Below are 18,153 nucleotides of genomic sequence, written 5' to 3'. Positions count from 1 at the left end.
GGACTGCTACGTCCGAGGCGGGAAACGTGCCTGAAAAAATTGTATGTGATTCAGTTCATATAGCATTGCTATAGGTGCTAGGGTAGCGGTTATGAGTTTGGATGGCCAGCTTCCCCCCAAGATGCGGCTGCTGCGTGCAGCCGCCGAGCTGCTGGCAAACTCTGCGGGAGCGTCCGTTTCCACACGCCAGATCACTCAACTGGCAGGGGTGACGGCTCCCACGCTGTACCACCACTTCGGTGACAAGGAAGGGCTGTTCGACGCCGTCGTCGCCGCAGGGTTTGAAGAGTATGTGGCGGGCGAAAGGGATTTCGCCCCCTCCGGACAGCCGCTCGAGGATATCCGGAGAATGTGGGACAACCACGTGCAGTTCGGGCTCAACCAGCCGGAGCTGTACTTGGTGATGTTCGGCAACATCCGCCCGGAAAGCCGCCCCGCCATCGTTGCCGATGCCGAGGCGCTGATGGAGGAGATGCTGAACAAGGCAGCGGTGGCGGGCCAGCTGAACGTCCAGCCCAGGGAGGCTGCCAGGTCCATCCTGGCCGCGAACGTGGGCGTGACGCTGATGCTGATTGCGGAGCCCGCCTCCGACCGGAACCTCGAATTGTCCACCATGACCCGGGACGCCATGATTTTCGCGGTGTCAGCCGAGCCCGCCAGCGGCGCGGCCCCGGGCGACACCGGAAAATCATCGGTGGTGGTGGCAGCGATCGCCCTGAACGCCGCACTTCAGGCCTCGCACTCAGACCAGCTCTCCAGCTCGGAACTCAAACTCTTCCTCGAATGGCTTCACCGCATCTCCACCAGCCCGGCCGGCTGAAAAGCGCCACCAGTTCCATCAGTACGTCGTCGTAAGTATCGGACCATCCTGCGGAGCAGCGGGAATGACGGTTAGGAAAGCACATGGCAACAGAGACAGTTGCAAAACCCCGCACCAGCATGCGGGTTGGCGTCCAGAAGTTCGGGACGTTCCTGTCCGGAATGATCATGCCCAACATCGGCGCCTTCATCGCCTGGGGCCTCATCACAGCCCTCTTCATCGAGAAGGGCTGGCTGCCTGTTCCCCAACTGGGTGGCTTCGGCGAGACAAACGGTGTCCCGAACACCGGGCTTGTGGGACCAATGATCACCTACCTGCTGCCGCTCCTGATCGGCTACACCGGCGGCAAGATGGTCTACGACGTCCGCGGCGGCGTGGTGGGTGCCATCGGCACCATGGGCGTGATCGTGGGTGCCGGCATCCCCATGTTCATCGGCGCCATGATCATGGGCCCGCTCGGCGGCTGGACCATGAAGAAGATCGACTCCATCTGGGACGGAAAAATCCGCCCCGGCTTCGAGATGCTGGTGAACAACTTCTCCGCGGGTATCTGGGGCGCTCTGCTGGCCATGCTGGGCTTTTATGCCATCGCTCCGGTGGTCTCGGCGTTCAGTGCCGGCGCCGGCAACGTGGTCCAGTTCCTGGTCAACAACGGCCTGCTGCCGCTCACCAGCATCTTCATTGAGCCGGCCAAGGTCCTCTTCCTCAACAACGCCATCAACCACGGCGTCCTTACGCCGCTGGGTGTTCAGCAGTCCCTGGAACAGGGCAAGTCCATCCTGTTCCTGCTTGAGGCCAACCCGGGCCCCGGCCTGGGCATCCTGCTCGCCTACATGTTCTTTGGCCGCGGCGTGGCCAAGGCTTCGGCTCCCGGTGCCGCCATCATCCACTTCCTGGGCGGTATCCACGAGATCTACTTCCCGTATGTGCTGATGCGCCCGCTGCTGATCCTGGCAGCCATCGCAGGCGGCATGACCGGCATCGCCACCCTGGCCATTACCAACTCCGGCCTCGTGGCGCCGGCCGCCCCGGGTTCTATTTTCGCCGTACTCGCCCAGACCTCCCGGGACAGCTACATCGGAGTCATCCTCGCGGTCCTGCTGGCCACGGCAGCCTCCTTCGTGGTGGCCTCGGTCATCATGAAGACCACCAAACACAGCGACGAGACGGACCTCAACGACGCCACCTCACGGATGGAGCAGATGAAGGGCAAAAAGAGTTCCGTTGCCTCCACCCTGACGGGTGCCGGCGCCGGTGCCGCTGCCGGGGCGGGCGGAGTGGCCGTTATGGCCGGGCCCGTGCGGAACATTGTGTTCGCGTGCGACGCCGGCATGGGCTCCAGTGCCATGGGCGCCTCGGTGCTGCGCAACAAGATCAAGGCGGCCGGCTTCCCGGACGTGAAGGTCACCAACGCCTCCATCGCCAACCTCAACGACAACTATGACGTTGTGGTCACGCACCAGGACCTGACCGAACGTGCCAAGCCGGCCACGTCCAGCGCCGTCCACTATTCCGTTGACAACTTCATGAACAGCCCCCGCTACGACGAGATCGTGGAACTGGTCAGGGAGAGCAACACGGAGGGCACCTCTGCAACGGAAGGTCCGGGCGCCGGGGCAGGCACGCCGGGCGGAGCATCCGCATCCGGTCCTGCAACGGGAGCGGCCGCTGGAGCTGCAGCTGGAGGAGCCGCCGGCACCGCCGTCGGAACTTCCGAAACCGAAGCCTCAGGCAGCGGGACGTCCGAAATCCTGGCCCGGGAAAGCGTGGTGCTGCGAGGTGCAGCCACCACCCGTGATGCCGCCATCGACGAAGCCGGCCGGCTCCTGCTGGCCCGCGGCGCCGTGGATGAGGACTATGTCAGGGCCATGCACGAGCGCGAGCAGTCCGTGTCCACCTACATGGGCAGTTTCCTGGCCATCCCGCACGGAACAAACGCAGCCAAGGACCACATCCGGAAGTCTGCAGTGTCCGTGATCCGCTACCCCGAAGGCATCGACTGGAACGGGAAACAGGTCAAGTTCGTGGTGGGCGTTGCCGGCATCAACAACGAACACCTGCACATCCTGTCCTCCATCGCGAAGGTCTTCACCAACAAGGAACAGGTGGCCCGGCTCGAGGGTGCCACGTCCGAGGACGAGGTCCTGGAGCTCTTCGGAAAGGTCAACGCATAGTGAAGGCGGTACATTTCGGGGCCGGAAACATCGGGCGGGGCTTTGTGGGCCTGCTCCTGCACAAGGCGGGATATGAGGTGGTGTTCGCCGACGTGGCGGAGGAGCTCATCAACCAGCTCGCCACGGCGGACAGCTACGCCGTGCATGAAGTGGGGGAGAACCCTGCGGTGCGGACGGTGAACAACTTCCGGGCACTGCATTCGAACACGCAGGAGGCTGAGCTCGTCACGGAAATCGCGACGGCGGACATCGTCACCACAGCAGTGGGGCCGCATATCCTCAAGTTCGTGGCGCCGGCCATCGCCAAAGGCATCGCCGCGAGGGACGCCGGGCTGGCCCCGCTGCAGGTCATGGCCTGCGAGAACGCGATCAATGCCACCGACATCCTGCGGGACGAGGTCGCAGCCCTGTGGGACGACGCCCTGGGCCCCCTGCAGTCCGCGGCGGTGTTCGCCAACACCGCCGTGGACCGCATCGTTCCCAACCAGGAAGCCGGCCAGGGGCTGGATGTCACGGTGGAGACGTTCTACGAATGGGTCATCGACCGCACAGCTTTTGCCGATGCCGCCCCCGAAATTCCGGGAGCCACGTTTGTGGACGATCTTTCGCCGTACATCGAGCGGAAGCTCTTCACGGTCAACACCGGCCACGCGTCGGCCGCCTACTTCGGGTTCGAGGCGGGCCTGGAGAAGATCTCGGACGCCATGGCGGACCAGGATGTAGCCGAGGACGTCCGGGCGGTGCTGGAGGAAACCAAGCAGCTCCTGGTGGCCAAGCACGGCTTCAGCAGTGACGAGCAGGAGGCTTACGTCCAGAAGATCCTGGTCCGGTTCTCCAACCCGTACCTGCCGGACACCGTGAACCGGGTGGGCCGGGCCCCGCTGCGGAAGCTGGGCAGGCACGAGCGGTTCATCGGGCCGGCCGCGGAACTGGCCGAGCGGGGTGTGGTGCCGGAGGCGCTTCTTGGCGCCATCTCGTCTGCGCTCCGCTTCAACGATCCCGCGGACGCGGAAGCGACAGAGCTGGCCGGCATCCTCGCCACTGCCAGCCCGGCCGACGCCACCGCAAGGATCACCGGGCTCGAGCCCGGGCACCCGCTGTTCAACGCCGTCTCCACCCTGGTGGAGGAACGCCAGGCGGAACTCGCCCAAACCCCCGCCTAGACGCTCACTTCCTGCGGGTTTTTCGGCAACCCTCTCGCAATGACGACGCCGGCACTTCCCCAAGTGCCGGCGTCGTTCTGTGTGATCTCTCCCACTTATGACCCAATACTGCCACTTCGGTTTTGAAGTAAGCCTTCCCTTACTTATAGGCTCAGGTTCATTAGGCAACGAAGTTGTGACGTATTACCCGAGCGGAGAAAAACGTGAAGAAGAGGCTGTCGAGCTACCTGGGGGCACTTGCGGCGGGAGCGGCGCTTTTGACCGTCACCGCTTGCGGAGGAAGCGCGACCGCGACTCCCGCTGACGAAGCAACCACCATCACCGTGGAGCATGCCCAGGGCAGCACCGCCAACGTCCCTGTGAACCCCGAGAAGGTTTTCACGTTCGACCTCGGCGTCCTGGACACGCTGGATGCCCTGGGCGTTGAGCCGTCAGGCGTGCCGGAAGCCGCCTACCCCGAGACACTCAGCAAGTATGCCGACGCGAAGTACAGCAAGATCGGTTCCCTGAAGGAGCCTGACTTCGAGGCCGTCAGCGCCGGCGACCCGGACCTCATCATCATCTCCGGCCGTACCGCTGGAGCCTATGAGGAACTGAGCAAGATCGCCCCCACCATCGACCTGTCCATCGATGCTGCCCAGCCGGTGGAAAGCTTCAAGGTGCAGACCGAAAAGCTCGGAACCATTTTCGACAAGACGGCGGAAGTGGAAGAAAAGCTCGCCGCAGTGGATGCCACCATCTCCGATACGAAGGCCAAGGCTGCCGACGCCGGCAAGGGACTGATCGTCCTGACCTCCGGCGGCGAACTGACCGCTTACGGCGCCGGGTCCCGTTTCGGCATCATCCACGACGTCCTGGGCGTCCCCACGGCAGCGGACGTCAAGGTTGACGGCAGCCACGGCGAGGCAATCTCCTTCGAATACATCAAGCAGGCTAACCCGGACATCCTGTACGTCATCAACCGCGACACCGCAGTGGGCACGGAAGGCTCCGCCGCCAACCCCATCCTGGACAACGAACTCGTCCAGTCCACGAACGCTGCCAAGAACAACAAGGTCGTCAACCTTGACCCTGCCGGCTGGTACGTCGTGGGTTACGGCCTGAACAACGTCAAGGCCATGGTGGACGCCGTCGCCGCCTCGGTGGCTTAGCACCAACAAGCCAAGCTCCAACGACCATGACAGCCACCGCCGTGCGCCCTATTGCGCCGGCAACCCGCAGCCAGGCCCGCCACAGTGCAGGCCTGGCTGCGGCCGCAGTTGCAGTCCTTGCCCTCGCGGCCGCCAGCATGTTTGTGGGCGTCAGCGACGTTTCACTTCCGGCCCTCCTGTCGGGCGAACCGGCAACGGTGGAGGTCTTCTGGATTTCCCGTGTTCCACGGACCCTCGCCGTGCTGCTCGCCGGGATGGCGGTGGCGGTCGCCGGTTTGATCATGCAGCTCATGGCCAGGAACCGCTTCGTGGAGCCCTCAACCGTGGGAACGGTTGAGTCCGCCACCCTGGGGATCCTTGTGGTCACCGTCTTCGCCCCGCAGGCCCCCGTGCTGGTCAAGATGCTTGTGGCCAGCGCCTTTGCACTGCTGGGGACCGCACTCTTCCTGGCCATCCTGCGGCGGCTGCCGGCCCGCAATACCCTGCTCATTCCTCTGGTGGGAATCATGCTGGGCGGGGTGATCGCTGCCGTCACCACGTTCTTCGCCTACCGGTACGACCTGCTGCAGACCCTCAGCAACTGGATGATCGGCGATTTCTCCGGGGTCCTCCGTGGCCGGTACGAGCTGCTCTGGATTGTCGCCGGCCTGATGCTGCTGGGCCTGCTCGCCGCCGACCGTTTCACCGTGGCGGGAATGGGCCAGGACTTCACCACCAACCTCGGACTCAACTACGCCCGGACCATGCGGTTGGGGCTGGTCATCGTCTCGTTGATCTCGGCGGTGGTGGTCACCACCGTGGGCGCCGTCCCCTTCCTTGGGCTCGTAGTGCCCAACATTGTGTCCCTCATTTTCGGTGACAACCTGCGCCGCGCCGTTCCCTGGACAGCCCTGTTCGGTGCCGCCTTCGTGCTGGTGTGCGACATCATCGGCAGGACCATCCGCTACCCCTACGAGGTGCCCGTGGGAATGGTCATGTCCGTGCTGGGCGCCATTCTCTTCCTGGCCCTGATCCTGAGGAAACGCAATGCGTGATGGCACAACGCTGCTGCCGCCCGCCAAAAATCCTGCTGTAGAGGGACAGGCAGCAGGGGCAAAGCACAGACTCAAAGCCGCCATCCGCAACGCCTCGCCCCGACTGGTGGTGGGGATCCTGCTCGCGGCCGCTGCCGCCGTCGTCTGCCTCTTCCTGTTCTTCGAGCTCAAAGGCAACATCGACTACATCCTGCCGCGCCGTGCCATCAAGGTGGCTGCGATGCTGCTGGTGGCCGTTGCCGTAGGCGTATCCACGCTCCTGTTCCAGACGGTCACGGCCAACCGGATCCTGACACCGTCCATCATGGGCTTCGATGCGCTGTACATCCTGGTGCAGACGGCGATGGCGTTCACCCTCGGCGCCGCTGCGGTGGTGGCCGCCCCGCCCACGCTGCAGTTCGGCGCCGAAGTGCTGCTGATGGTGGCCTTCAGCGCGCTGCTCTACCGCTGGATGTTCACCGGCGCCACCCGTTCCCTCCACCTGCTCCTGCTGGTGGGCGTCATCCTGGGCAGCCTGTTCCGCGGCCTGTCCTCCCTGCTGCAGCGGCTGATGGAGCCGAGCGAATTCATCATCCTCCAGGATTTGTTCTTCGCCAGTTTCAACAATGTGGATCCCGCGCTGCTGGGTGTCTCCGCGGTCATCGTTGCTGTTGTCTGTGCTGTTGTCTGGCGGGCCCGGCACACGCTGGACGTGCTGGCGCTGGGGCGCGATGTGGCCATCAATGTGGGCGTGGACCACCGGAAAGTGGTGATGCGGGTCCTTCTGGGGTGCTCGCTGCTGGTGGCGGTGTCCACCGCGCTGGTGGGGCCCGTGACGTTCTTCGGGCTGCTGGTGGTGAGCCTGGGCTACCAGCTGTGCCGCGGCTTCAGCCATGCCTGGCTGCTGCCCATTGTGGTGCTGATCGGCGCCGTCGCCCTGGTGGGCGGACAGCTGCTGCTGGAAAAGGTGTTCGGCTTCGGCACGGCCCTGAGCGTGGTCATCGAATTCGCCGGCGGCATCCTGTTCCTTTACCTCCTCCTGAAAGGCTCCCTGAAATGACCATCGCGGTCCGCAACGTCTCCAAGAGCTACGGCGGGCAGGCGGTCCTCGACGACGTCAGCTGCGTGATCCCCGAGGGCGGCATTACCTCGATCATCGGCCCGAACGGGGCGGGAAAGTCCACCCTCCTCTCGCTGATCAGCCGGCTGCAGCCGCTCGAGGCAGGCACCGTGTCCGTGGCTGGCCTGGATATCGCCGCCACGGACAGCCGGGAGCTGGCGCGGACCATGGCGATCCTGCGGCAGGAGAACCACCTGACCATGCGGCTCACCGTTCGGGACCTTGTGGCTTTTGGCCGCTTTCCCCACTCCGGCGGCCGGCCCACGGTCGAGGACCTCGCCAAGGTGGAGGAGGCCATCGCCCACCTGGACCTGACCCCCATGGCCGACAGGTTCGTGGATGAGCTCTCCGGCGGCCAGCGCCAGCGCGCCTTCATCGCCATGGTGCTGGCGCAGGACACCCGGTACCTGCTCCTGGATGAGCCGTTGAACAACCTGGACATGAAGCACTCGGTGGAGATGATGCGGCTCCTGCGCCGGCTGGCTGACGAATTCGGGAAAACAATCGTCCTGGTGGTCCACGACATCAACTTCGCGTCCTGCTACTCGGACACCATCCTGGCCATGAAGGACGGCCGGCTGGTCCACCAGGGCAGCCCCCGCCAGATCATGCAGCAGGCCATGCTCCGCGACGTGTACGACATCGACATCCGCATCGAGGATATCGACGGCAACAGGATCGGCGTCTACTTCGCCTAACGCTTCCCCACGCTCTCTCACTTGATGTGGGTTTTCCGGCGACGCTCCATCACATGCTGCGTCCTTTCGGGCAACGCTCCATCACGTCCTGCGGCCTTTCGGGCGGCGCTCCATCACGTCCTGTGGCCTTTCCGGCTACGCTCCATCACCTTCCGGACGATTTTGAGAAACCCTCCGTAGTCCTGTGCGAGGCTTGGCAGGTGACCCGTAGCCCTGATGCCCTGCCCCCTTTGCTTACTGCCGACGTCGACGGCGGGACTTTCGCCCTTCGCCACGCCAAGCAGGGTGACCTGCCGGCCATCGTGGACTTGCTCGCCGACGACTCGATGGGTGCCCAGCGGGAGGGGAGAGACGACTTGGCGCCTTATGAGCGGGCATTTGAAGCGATCGACGCCGACCCCTGCCACCTGCTGGTTGTGGGTGAATTCGTGCCGGCCGGATCAGCGGACGGTCCGGTAGTGGCCACCTTCCAGCTCAGCTTCCTGCCGGGCGTCTCACGACGGGGCGCCTGGCGCTCACAAATTGAGGGCGTCCGGGTCGCGGCCCACCTCCGCGGTAAGGGGATTGGCAACCAGATGATGCAGTGGGCTATCGGCGAGTCCCGTCGTCGTGGTTGTTCGCTGGTGCAGCTGACTACGCACAAATCCCGCACTGCCGCGCACCGCTTCTATGAGCTTTTCGGGTTCGAAGCTTCCCATGAAGGCATGAAGCTTCAGCTCTGACGCCGTGACCGGGCAAAGACAAACCCTCCCACACGCAAGAAAAACATGAGGAAGGGTTTGCCGTTGAGCTGCGAAACGTGATGGAGCGTTCGGGAAAAGGCCCCGTTAGGTGATGGAGCGTTCGGGAAACCCTGTGTGTCAGGCTCTTGTGTGACAGGTTTTTGTCGGCAGGAGCCCCGGCGTATGGGACGGGGAAGGCCATGATGGACTTTGCTATCCCTGTCCGCCAATCAAATCGCCACTTCACAGTTGGCGAGAAAAACGCGATTCTGGACGAACACGAGAAATGCTTGGAAATGGGCTCTAAGGCCGCTTTGGCCCGGGCCATCGGAATCCGGGCAGCGCTGATCCGGCAATGGGCACGCGCCCGGGAATCCGGTGAACTACCTGCCGTGGCTGACCCAATTAAGGAGGACCAGCGATTGAGCGCCGGAGACAAACGACAACTTCAACGAGTCCTCAAGGAGAACGAGATTCTCAAAGCCAAGCTGGCCCGGTCCGAGGCGGCCGTGGACATCTTGGGAAAAGCTTCCGCGCTCTTGGACGCCATGGCCAAGAGCGCGGCGGCGACCGAGCCGCAACTGGACGCACCGGAGCCGGGGCTCCCGGAGTGGTTGATGCCAAAGCCTGGAAAACCATCGCACTGACCTTCACGGGGAAACTCGTGACAGCTGGCTGGTCAGCAGTGAAGGCGTGCGCCCTGGTTGGCCTGCACCGCACCACCTGGTACAGGCACCTGACCCCACCAACTCCGGCCGGGATCACCGTTGCGCACATCGACCGGGACTACCCAAATCGGATCACCACGGCCGAAGCCGATGAGTTCATGGATCGGCTCAACTCCGAGGAATACGCGGATCTCTCGGTCACCCAGGCCTATTACCGGATGCTGGACGCGGGCTACTGCCCGTTCTCGATCGCGGCTGCGCACCGGATCGTGGCCCGGCGCGGGCAGAACGGAGACCGCCGCGAACAACGCAGCGGCACCGGCCCTAAAAGGGCCAAGCCCGTCCATACGGCGACGGCTCCGAACCAGCTCTGGAGCTGGGACATCACCATGCTCCACGGCCCCGGCAAACACACCTACAAGCTCTACACGATCATGGATGTGTTCTCACGAAAGGTGGTCGGCCACCGCGTCGAAAACACCGAAACGGCCGCTCTCGCCTCGGCCCTGATCCGGGACGCCGTCGCCGACAACAAACACACGCCCGCGGTGCTCCATGCCGACAACGGCGCGCCGATGCGGGCAGGCACCACGCTGGAACTTGCCCACGATTTGGGCATCACCCCGTCCTACTCCCGGCCCCGGGTCTCTGATGACAACCCATACTCCGAATCCCTGTTTAAAACCGTGAAATATGACCTGGATTTCCCCAAACGGTTCCAGGACCTCCAGCACGCACGGGAGCACTTAGCGGCGTTCTTCACCGGCTACAACACCCACCACCGCCACAGCGGACTGAACTACTACACCCCCGATACCGTCCACGACGGACTGGTCCAGCAAGCAAGCCAGCAACGCCAAGAAACACTCGACGCCTGCTACGCCCGCAACCCGCACCGATACCGAAACAGACCCGCCGCGCCAGGAGTCCCGCCCCTAGCCGGCATCAACCACCAACAAACCAACCCGCTGTCACAAACAGCTTGATAAATACCGGAAAAGGCCCCGTTAAGTGAGAGAGCGTTCCGGGAAAAGGCCCCGTTAAGTGATGGGGCGTTGGTGGAAGTGCGCCGAAAGGTGATGGGGCGTCGCTAGCCCTTGGCGGAGCCCTTCGCCACGAACAGCGTCTCTGCCTGCTCCAGGGACATGCCGTTGGTCTCCGGCACCTTGAACATCACAAAGAAGAACGACGCCGCCGCGAACAGTGCGTACATGGCGTAGGTCAGTGGCAGCGAACCGGCGGCCATCACCGGGAAGCTGAGCGTGATGGCAAAGTTCGCCACCCATTGCGCCGCCGCGGCAAGGCCAAGGGCACGGGCACGGATCCGCGACGGGAAGATTTCGCCCAAAAGCACCCACACCAGCGGGCCCCAGGACGCACCGAAGCTGACCACAAACACGTTGGCCGCCACGAGGGCCACCGGACCCCAGGCTCCGGGCAAAGAAATCTCGGTGCCGGATCCAACCGCGGAGGCGAATGCCAGGGCCATGGCAGCCAGGGACACGGCCATACCCACCGAGCCCGCCAGCAGGATGGGCCGGCGGCCGATCCGGTCCACCAGTGCGATGGCCACGAGGGTTACCAGGATGTTGGTGACGGAGGTGGCCACGGAGATGGTGAGGGAATCCTTTTCCTGGAATCCCACCGCCTTCCACAGCGTGGTGGAGTAGTAGAAGATCACGTTGATGCCCACGAACTGCTGCAGCACGGACAGGATGATGCCCACCCAGACAACCGCCTGCAGGCCGAAGGTCCTGCCGCGGAGCGAGCCCTTCTGGCCGGCAAGCTTGTCCTCTTCGATCGCTTCACGAATTTCGCGGATGTGCCGGTCGGTGTCCTCGGCCGGTGCGATCGAGTCAAAGACTTCGCGTGCTTCGTCTTCCTTGCCCAGGAACACCAGGAACCGCGGCGACTCCGGAAGGGTGTAGGCCACCCAGCCGTAGACCACCGCCGGAACCGCAGCAGCCAGGAACATCCAGCGCCAGGCCTCGATCCCCAGCCAGAACGCCTGGTCTGCGCCGCCGGCGCTGGTGGCGAAGAGCGCGTCCGAGAGCAGCGCGGCAAAAATGCCTGTGGTGATGGCGAGCTGCTGCAGCGATGCGAGGCGGCCGCGGACCTTGCGGGGCGAAATCTCGGAGATGTATGCAGGGGCGATGACTGAGGCAAGGCCGATCCCCAGGCCGCCCACAAGCCGCCAAAAAATCAGGTCCCAGACGCTGAAGGCGAAGCCGGTGCCGAGGGCGCTGACCAGGAAGAGCAGCGCACCCAGCTTCATGGCAGGGATGCGTCCATAGCGGTCGGCAACTTTTCCGGCCAGGTACGCACCGGCAGCACAGCCCAGGAGGGCGATGGCAACGGCAAAGCCAGTAACGGCCTCGGACAACGCGAACTCGTCCTTCATGGCATCCACCGCGCCGTTCACCACGGACGAGTCAAAGCCGAACAGGAATCCGCCCACCGCACCTGCGAGCGCCAGCCAGATCACCCGCCGCGGTATCTGGGCGGTTGTCTGCTCCTGGGCAGTGGGCATGGTTCTCCCTTGGTTTGGGTTCGGTGGATGCGGTGCGGACGTCGTCGGCTGCGGAAACCGGCCACCTGGCCGGCGCACACGCGCTACACAGTGTTCCACGGCCCCGCTGACTGTTCCAGTCGGGGCTGCCAGGAGCCCGCTTGCCCCCAAACAGAGGACGACGGCGGCTCAGGAGCCGCCGTCGTCGTCTTGTGTTGTGTGCCGGGCCAGGTCAGTGAACCGCGGCGGGTTCCTGTGGGACTGCCTTGGAGTCCGTCAGCTTCTTGTTGGGCAGTGCGAAGCTGATCAGGAAGGCGATTCCGGTCAGCACGGCCGCCGTGAGCATCACGGCGTCGATGGCATAGGCGAAGCCCTCGGTGATGGGGCGGGTCAGCGTGCTGTTGGCGGTGTGGAGCCAGCTGGTGTCATTGAGGGATTCGTTGGACGCGCCGTCCCGGAAGAACTCATAAAGCTTGGCATTGGCGGGGTCTCCGGCCACAGCGGGATCCTGCAGGACGGCCTGGTACTCCGGGCTTCCCATGGCGGACTTCATGGTGTCGGCGATCCGGGTGGCCGCCAGGCTGAAGAGCATGGAGATGAAAACAGCGGTGCCCACCGCGCCGCCCATGGAGCGGAAGAACGCGGCGGACGAGGTGCCCACGCCCATGTCACGGCGCGGCACAGACACCTGCATGGCAAGGGTGAGGGGCTGCATGCAGAAGCCCAGGCCCATGCCGAAGAACACCGCAATGACCCCGGGAACCCACAGGCCGGTGTCCACGCCCAGGGACAGGCCCATCACCAGGGCGGCGGCTGTGAGGATGGCCGTGCCCAGGATGGGGAAGATCCGGTAGGTGCCGGACGCCGAAATGGTGCGGCCGGCCGTGATGGAGCCGGTGAGGATGCCCACGGTGAACGTGATCATCATCAGGCCGGCCTCGGTGGGGGTGAGGCCCTTGACCAACTGCAGGTACATCGGGAGCATCGCGATGGCCCCGAACATGCCGATGCCGATGATGAAGTTCAACAGCGATGACAGGCCGAAGGTCGCGTTCCGGAAGAGCCGCAGCGGGATCAGGGCGTAGTCGCCGGCGCGCTTCTCGGCGAGCAGGAACCAGACAATGCCCACTACTCCCAAGCCGTAGCAGAGGAAGGAGTTCAGGGACGCCCAGCCCCAGCTGCGGCCCTGCTCCGCCACGAGCAACAGCGGCACGATGGCCAGGGTGATGGCTGCAGCACCCCAGTAGTCGATTTTTTGCTTCACGTGCTTGGCCGGCAGGTGCAGGAACAGGAACACCACGGCCAGCGCGGCCAGGCCGATGGGCAGGTTGATAAAGAACACCCACCGCCAGCCCTCGAACCCCAGGATGTTGGCGGAACCGGCAAAAGCGCCGCCTACCACAGGGCCAAGCACCGAGGAGATGCCGAACACGGACATGAAGTAGCCCTGGTACTTGGCCCGGTCCTTCAGCGAGACGATGTCGCCGATGATGGTCAGGGCGAGGGCCAACAGGCCGCCGGCGCCCAGGCCCTGGACGCCGCGGGCCAGTGCCAGTTCGGTCATGGAGTGGACCGAACCTGCGTACAGGGATCCCGCCAGGAAGATGACGATGGCGGTCAGGTACAGCGGGCGGCGGCCGAAGATGTCGCTGAGCTTGCCGTACAGCGGCGTGCTGACTGTGGACGTAATGAGGTACGCGGTGGTGGCCCAGGCCTGGAGCGAGAGGCCGTCCAGGTCATTGGCGATGGTGTATATGGACGTGGACACGATGGTCTGGTCCAGTGATGCCAGGAACATGCCCAGCATCAGGCCCACCATCACGGTGACAATTTGGCGCGGGGTCAGGGTTTCTCCTGCAGCGCGCGCGGCAGTGGGTTTGGGCATGGTGCTCCAAGGGAAGGAAGGAAATCAGGCGCGGATAGTTGCTTTCAGTAACTATGTTACGCCCCGGCCTATTCCCGCCAGAGCAGAAATCTCTGCCTTGCGGGGACTAGCGCTGCACGAGGATTCCGTCCGGGTCGCACCAGATCATGGCCCCGCTCCGGATGGTCACGCCGTCGATCTGCACGTCCACGTCCACTTCGCCGGCACCGGCCTTGGCGCTCTTCCGCGGGTTGCTGCCCAGGGCCTTCACCCCGAGGTCCAGCCCGGCGATGGCTTCACGGTCGCGGATTGCTCCGTTGATGACGACGCCGGCCCACCCGTTCGCCACGGCGCTTTCGGCGATCATGTCCCCCATCAGGGCTGTGCCCAGCGAGCCGCCGCCGTCCACCACCAGCACGTTGCCGTTGCCCGGCGTGGCCAGGGTGGACTTCACCAGCGCGTTGTCCTGGAAGCAGCGGATGGTGCGCACCTGTCCGCTGAAGTGTGAGCGGCCGCCGAGGGACTGGAACTGGAGTGACACCGAGGCCAGTTCGTCGCCGCGCTCGTCGTAGAGGTCCGCGGTGTTGACGGCGGTGCTTTCCGCCGGAGTGGACGCTGCGTTCATGTGGTTCTCCTTGTTGCTCGGCTGCCGCAATGGATGTTCCGGCCGCCGTATGACAACGCGGCCAGGTACGGCCCACGATAGTCTGATTTTCAGAATCACAATCCGTCCCGGGGGAGCCTGCCATGAGCCTGTCCAATACACCTGCTCCGCCGGATCCCGTGAGGGCCGCGGCGGCGCTCGCCGAGCCGACACAAAAGGTCAGGGCCCGGTGGGTCACCGGTTTGGTGCTGGTGAACGTGGGCATCAACGCGGCGTTCTTCGGCCCCATCAACGTTTTCATCGGGCAGCAGGCCATCAGCATCGATGCGCCCACCAAGGAAGCGATCCTGTCGCTGGTCACGGCCTGCGGGGCGGCCGTGTCCCTGGTGGCCAACCCGCTCTTTGGCGCACTGTCGGACCGCACCACATCCCGCTTCGGCCGCCGGGCCCCCTGGGTGCTGGCCGGCGCGGTGCTGGCCACGGCCGCGCTGCTGGCGATGTCCGTATCGGGAACCGTGGCGCTGATGGTGCTCTTCTGGTGCCTGGTCCAGCTCGGCGCCAACGCCGCGTATGCGGCTATCACGGCCGCCGTCCCGGACCGGGTGCCCGTGGTCCAGCGCGGCGGCGTGGGGGGACTGGCGGCCATGGGCCAGACGCTGGGTATCCTTATTGGTGCCGTCTTCGGCGCCGTGGTGTCCGGCAACTTCATGGTGGGCTACTGGCTTTGCGCGGCTGCCTTGCTGCTGTCCGTGCTGCCGTACCTGTTCCACCGGAACGACCCCGCCTTGCCCAAGTCGGAGCTGACGGCATTCCGCCCAAGGACCTTCATCCGTGGCTTCTACATCAGCCCCTTCGTCTACCCGGACTTCGCCTGGGCCTGGCTTACGCGCTTCCTGGTGAACGTCGGCAACCAGCTGACCATCGTCTACCTGCTCTTTTTCCTGCGGGACATCATTGGCCACGAGGACCCTGCCGCCGGCGTGCTGGTCCTCACCGGCATTTACGCGGGGATGGTGATGATCACCGCGGTGCTGGCGGGGCCCTGGAGCGACAGGGTGGGCAAGCGGAAGCCCTTCGTTATCGGTTCCTCCGCCACCATCGCCATGGCCGGCGCCATCATGGCCTTTTTCCCCGTGTGGCCGGGTGCCTTGGCCGGAGCTGCCGTCCTGGGCATCGGCTTCGGCGCCTACCTGGCCGTGGACTTCGCGCTGCTCACCCAGGTGCTGCCATTCGCCGTCGACCGGGGCAAGGACATGGGCGTTATCAATGTGGCCAATTCGCTGCCCCAGGTGGTGGCGCCCTTCCTTGCCTTTATGGCAGTTGCCCACTGGGGCGGGTATCGGACCCTGTTCATTACAGCAGCAGTCATCGGCCTCCTCGGCGCCGTGTTCGTCGTCAAAATCAAAGGGGTGGATTGACCCTCAGCGGGCCGGAACCAGGGCGCCTGACCCATGAGGCACATAGGGCTTTGCCGTATAGTTGAACCGGATTGCAGGCGGTCCGGATGGGAACGCTCCTGGCTGCTGCACCGTCAAACACAACCCCGGAATACTGATGCCTGAGACCTTTCCAGACCATCTGCCCATGGCAGCCATGCCCTCAGCTCCACGCCAGCGGCTGCGCTATTCGCGCATTCTTGAGGCTGCCGGCAGCTTCGCCCGGAAGGGCCTGGACGCCGTGGAACTGCCCGAGGTGGCGGCGAAGGCCGATGTGCCCCTGGGCACGCTGTACCGCTACTTTCCCACCAGTACCCACTTGATGCTCGCGCTCTACCGCCACCAGCTTGGGGAACTGCAGGTTGCCGGGCGGACTGCCGCGGCAAGATTCCGGGGCAGGGCGCTGGGCGGGCTGGTGATGGAGATCTTCCACATGCGTGTCATGCAGCCAGCCGTGGAACAGTGCTTGAGCCGAGGCGTCTACCTTCCGGACAGGGACACCACAGCCCTCCTGCGCGAGATCGACGCCTTGGGCGAAAACGTGGTGACAAAGGCCTGCGGTGACGCCACAGCGGCCCGGGTGCTCCTGCTGACGGTCACTGGTCTGGTCCAGTCCGTCCGGAACCGCCGCCTTTCACTCTTTGAAAGGCCTGTGCCCGGCTCGCTCCAGCCAGCGAAGGCAGCTACACACTCCACCACAGCGCGTAATAGGTCTAGACCAATCCGCCATTAAATCGGGCTTATTAGCGTGACGTGGGTCACGAACGTCCCTGCAAAAACGTTTTGTCACGGAGAAGCGCCGTCAAGTCGGGCAGAAGCCCTTTATGCCGCTGCCTACGATGGTGCCAATGGAGCAGCAAGGCTAATCCCTGAAGCTCATAACAGACCCGCCACCCTTGGGTTTTCCGCCACACCACTCCGCCGCAGGTCTGTTTGGACCTGGGCCCCATGTGCCGTGTGACCACGGCGAGCACCAGGAGACAACGACGTGTCCATTGACGCAATTGCGACCACTGACAATTCCGCAGCCACGGCATTGAGCGAAGCGGAGATCTTCGAAGCCCACCAGGGTGGCAAGCTCTCCATCGCCAGTACCGTCCCGCTGTCCAACAAGCGCGATCTGTCCATCGCCTACACCCCGGGGGTGGCCGAGGTCAGCCGCGCCATCCACGCCAAGCCCGAACTTGCCCGCACGCTCACCTGGGCCGAGCGCCTGGTAGTCGTGGTCAGCGATGGCACGGCCGTCCTGGGCCTGGGCAACATCGGAGCGAGCGCCTCACTGCCCGTGATGGAGGGCAAGTCCGCCCTGTTCAAGACCTTCGGCGACCTCGACTCTATTCCCCTGGTGCTAAACACCACGGATGTGGACGAGATCGTGGAGACCCTGGTCCGCCTGCGCCCCAGCTTCGGCGCCGTCAACCTCGAGGACATCTCCGCCCCGCGCTGCTTCGAGCTTGAGGAAAAGCTCATTGAGGCGCTCGACTGCCCGGTGATGCACGATGACCAGCACGGCACCGCCGTCGTTGCCCTGGCCGCGCTAACCAATGCCGCCAAGGTCACCGGCCGGGGCCTGGAAACCCTGCGCGTAGTGGTCTCCGGGGCGGGTGCGGCAGGCATCGCGGTCGCCGAAATCCTGCTGGCAGCGGGCATTACGGACGTGGTCCTGCTGGACTCCCGCGGCATCATCAACTCCGGCCGCAAGGACTTGGCCGCGGACGCCACCAGCAAAAAGGCCGACATCGCCGGCCGCAGCAACCCCCGCAGCCTCGAAGGCGGCCCTGCCGAGGCGCTCACGGGCGCGGACGTCTTCATCGGCGTCTCCTCCTCGAAGCTGGCCGAGGAACACCTGGCCCTGATGAACCAGGACGCCATCGTGTTCGCCCTCTCCAACCCGGACCCCGAGGTGCTGCCCGAGGTCGCCGTGAAGTACGCGGCCGTGGTGGCCACCGGCCGCAGCGACTTCCCGAACCAGATCAACAACGTCCTGGCCTTCCCCGGCATCTTCCGCGGCGCCCTGGACGCCGGTGCCCGCCGCATCACCCCAGCCATGAAGCTGGCAGCGGCGTATGCCATTGCGGAGCTCGCGGCGGAGGACCTCGCGGCCGACTACATCGTGCCCAGCCCGCTGGACCCCCGGGTTGCCCCGGCTGTTACCGCGGCCGTCGCCGCTGCTGTGGAAGCGGAGTAGCGCCCTTCCCCAAAAGGGACTTA

The 18,153-nt window shown here is 64.7% G+C and carries 16 protein-coding genes; 13 read left to right on the top strand and 3 right to left on the bottom strand.

Annotation, left to right across the window (positions count from 1 at the left end):
- Positions 1 to 91 precede the first annotated feature (91 nt).
- From M1D93_RS19250 to M1D93_RS19205, 10 genes are all read left to right on the top strand, one after another.
- Positions 92 to 820: a TetR/AcrR family transcriptional regulator gene (locus M1D93_RS19250; protein ID WP_461173035.1), complete on the top strand. Its 729-nt coding sequence runs from the start codon at positions 92 to 94 to the stop codon at positions 818 to 820.
- A gap of 83 nt (positions 821 to 903) precedes the next feature.
- Positions 904 to 2,994, top strand: coding sequence for a PTS mannitol transporter subunit IICBA (locus tag M1D93_RS19245; protein WP_461173034.1), 2,091 nt, complete (start codon positions 904 to 906; stop codon positions 2,992 to 2,994).
- Positions 2,994 to 4,157 (top strand): mannitol-1-phosphate 5-dehydrogenase, encoded by a 1,164-nt coding sequence (locus tag M1D93_RS19240; protein ID WP_461173033.1) that lies wholly within the window; start codon positions 2,994 to 2,996, stop codon positions 4,155 to 4,157. The genes M1D93_RS19245 and M1D93_RS19240 overlap by 1 nt, the downstream gene beginning before the upstream one ends.
- A gap of 203 nt (positions 4,158 to 4,360) precedes the next feature.
- Positions 4,361 to 5,308, top strand: a complete 948-nt coding sequence (locus tag M1D93_RS19235) for a siderophore ABC transporter substrate-binding protein (RefSeq protein WP_461173032.1) — start codon at positions 4,361 to 4,363, stop codon at positions 5,306 to 5,308.
- A gap of 26 nt (positions 5,309 to 5,334) precedes the next feature.
- Positions 5,335 to 6,342 (top strand): ABC transporter permease, encoded by a 1,008-nt coding sequence (locus tag M1D93_RS19230; protein ID WP_461173031.1) that lies wholly within the window; start codon positions 5,335 to 5,337, stop codon positions 6,340 to 6,342.
- Complete coding sequence (locus tag M1D93_RS19225) at positions 6,335 to 7,381, top strand: iron chelate uptake ABC transporter family permease subunit (RefSeq protein WP_461173030.1); 1,047 nt, start codon at positions 6,335 to 6,337, stop codon at positions 7,379 to 7,381. The genes M1D93_RS19230 and M1D93_RS19225 overlap by 8 nt, the downstream gene beginning before the upstream one ends.
- A complete protein-coding gene (locus M1D93_RS19220) occupies positions 7,378 to 8,139 on the top strand; it encodes an iron ABC transporter ATP-binding protein (protein ID WP_461173029.1) in 762 nt (253 codons plus the stop codon). Before M1D93_RS19225 ends, M1D93_RS19220 begins: the two co-directional genes overlap by 4 nt.
- A 200-nt stretch (positions 8,140 to 8,339) precedes the next feature.
- Positions 8,340 to 8,861: a GNAT family N-acetyltransferase gene (locus M1D93_RS19215; RefSeq protein WP_461173028.1), complete on the top strand. Its 522-nt coding sequence runs from the start codon at positions 8,340 to 8,342 to the stop codon at positions 8,859 to 8,861.
- 200 nt (positions 8,862 to 9,061) lie between these two features.
- The gene (locus M1D93_RS19210; protein ID WP_461173027.1) at positions 9,062 to 9,508 is read left to right on the top strand and encodes a hypothetical protein; all 447 of its coding nucleotides are present in this window, start codon (positions 9,062 to 9,064) and stop codon (positions 9,506 to 9,508) included.
- Positions 9,472 to 10,515 (top strand): IS3 family transposase, encoded by a 1,044-nt coding sequence (locus M1D93_RS19205; RefSeq protein WP_461173026.1) that lies wholly within the window; start codon positions 9,472 to 9,474, stop codon positions 10,513 to 10,515. The genes M1D93_RS19210 and M1D93_RS19205 overlap by 37 nt, the downstream gene beginning before the upstream one ends.
- A gap of 104 nt (positions 10,516 to 10,619) precedes the next feature.
- Here the strand turns inward: M1D93_RS19205 and M1D93_RS19200 are convergent, their stop codons facing one another.
- The 3 genes from M1D93_RS19200 to rraA all read right to left on the bottom strand — a co-directional run bounded on the left by M1D93_RS19200 (position 10,620) and on the right by rraA (position 14,527).
- Positions 10,620 to 12,059 (bottom strand): sugar porter family MFS transporter, encoded by a 1,440-nt coding sequence (locus M1D93_RS19200; protein WP_461173025.1) that lies wholly within the window; start codon positions 12,057 to 12,059, stop codon positions 10,620 to 10,622.
- Positions 12,060 to 12,270: 211 nt separating this feature from the next.
- Positions 12,271 to 13,923 (bottom strand): MDR family MFS transporter, encoded by a 1,653-nt coding sequence (locus tag M1D93_RS19195; RefSeq protein ID WP_461173024.1) that lies wholly within the window; start codon positions 13,921 to 13,923, stop codon positions 12,271 to 12,273.
- 106 nt (positions 13,924 to 14,029) lie between these two features.
- Positions 14,030 to 14,527, bottom strand: coding sequence for a ribonuclease E activity regulator RraA (rraA, locus tag M1D93_RS19190; RefSeq protein ID WP_461173023.1), 498 nt, complete (start codon positions 14,525 to 14,527; stop codon positions 14,030 to 14,032).
- Between the two features lie 122 nt (positions 14,528 to 14,649).
- Between rraA and M1D93_RS19185 the strand changes: the two genes are divergently transcribed.
- The 3 genes from M1D93_RS19185 (at position 14,650) to M1D93_RS19175 (ending at position 18,130) form a co-directional block, all read left to right on the top strand.
- Complete coding sequence (locus tag M1D93_RS19185; protein ID WP_461173022.1) at positions 14,650 to 15,924, top strand: MFS transporter; 1,275 nt, start codon at positions 14,650 to 14,652, stop codon at positions 15,922 to 15,924.
- 166 nt (positions 15,925 to 16,090) lie between these two features.
- Positions 16,091 to 16,675, top strand: a complete 585-nt coding sequence (locus tag M1D93_RS19180; protein WP_461173021.1) for a TetR/AcrR family transcriptional regulator — start codon at positions 16,091 to 16,093, stop codon at positions 16,673 to 16,675.
- A 255-nt stretch (positions 16,676 to 16,930) separates the two neighbouring features.
- Positions 16,931 to 18,130: an NAD(P)-dependent malic enzyme gene (locus M1D93_RS19175; protein ID WP_461173020.1), complete on the top strand. Its 1,200-nt coding sequence runs from the start codon at positions 16,931 to 16,933 to the stop codon at positions 18,128 to 18,130.
- The last annotated feature ends 23 nt before the right edge of the window (positions 18,131 to 18,153 follow it).

The sequence above is a fragment of the Arthrobacter sp. Z1-9 genome (assembly GCF_054792695.1).
This window is presented reverse-complemented; position numbering and strand designations above follow the sequence as displayed.

Excerpts from the sequence above, each read along its gene's own strand:
- M1D93_RS19225 (WP_461173030.1), top strand. The coding sequence starts at position 6,335 with ATGCGTGATGGCACAACGCTGCTGCCGCCCGCCAAAAATCCTGCTGTA.
- M1D93_RS19195 (WP_461173024.1), bottom strand. The coding sequence starts at position 13,923 with ATGCCCAAACCCACTGCCGCGCGCGCTGCAGGAGAAACCCTGACCCCG.
- M1D93_RS19230 (WP_461173031.1), top strand. The coding sequence starts at position 5,335 with ATGACAGCCACCGCCGTGCGCCCTATTGCGCCGGCAACCCGCAGCCAG.
- M1D93_RS19180 (WP_461173021.1), top strand. The coding sequence starts at position 16,091 with ATGGCAGCCATGCCCTCAGCTCCACGCCAGCGGCTGCGCTATTCGCGC.
- M1D93_RS19210 (WP_461173027.1), top strand. The coding sequence starts at position 9,062 with ATGATGGACTTTGCTATCCCTGTCCGCCAATCAAATCGCCACTTCACA.
- M1D93_RS19220 (WP_461173029.1), top strand. The coding sequence starts at position 7,378 with ATGACCATCGCGGTCCGCAACGTCTCCAAGAGCTACGGCGGGCAGGCG.
- M1D93_RS19245 (WP_461173034.1), top strand. The coding sequence starts at position 904 with ATGGCAACAGAGACAGTTGCAAAACCCCGCACCAGCATGCGGGTTGGC.
- M1D93_RS19200 (WP_461173025.1), bottom strand. The coding sequence starts at position 12,059 with ATGCCCACTGCCCAGGAGCAGACAACCGCCCAGATACCGCGGCGGGTG.
- rraA (WP_461173023.1), bottom strand. The coding sequence starts at position 14,527 with ATGAACGCAGCGTCCACTCCGGCGGAAAGCACCGCCGTCAACACCGCG.
- M1D93_RS19250 (WP_461173035.1), top strand. The coding sequence starts at position 92 with ATGAGTTTGGATGGCCAGCTTCCCCCCAAGATGCGGCTGCTGCGTGCA.
- M1D93_RS19185 (WP_461173022.1), top strand. The coding sequence starts at position 14,650 with ATGAGCCTGTCCAATACACCTGCTCCGCCGGATCCCGTGAGGGCCGCG.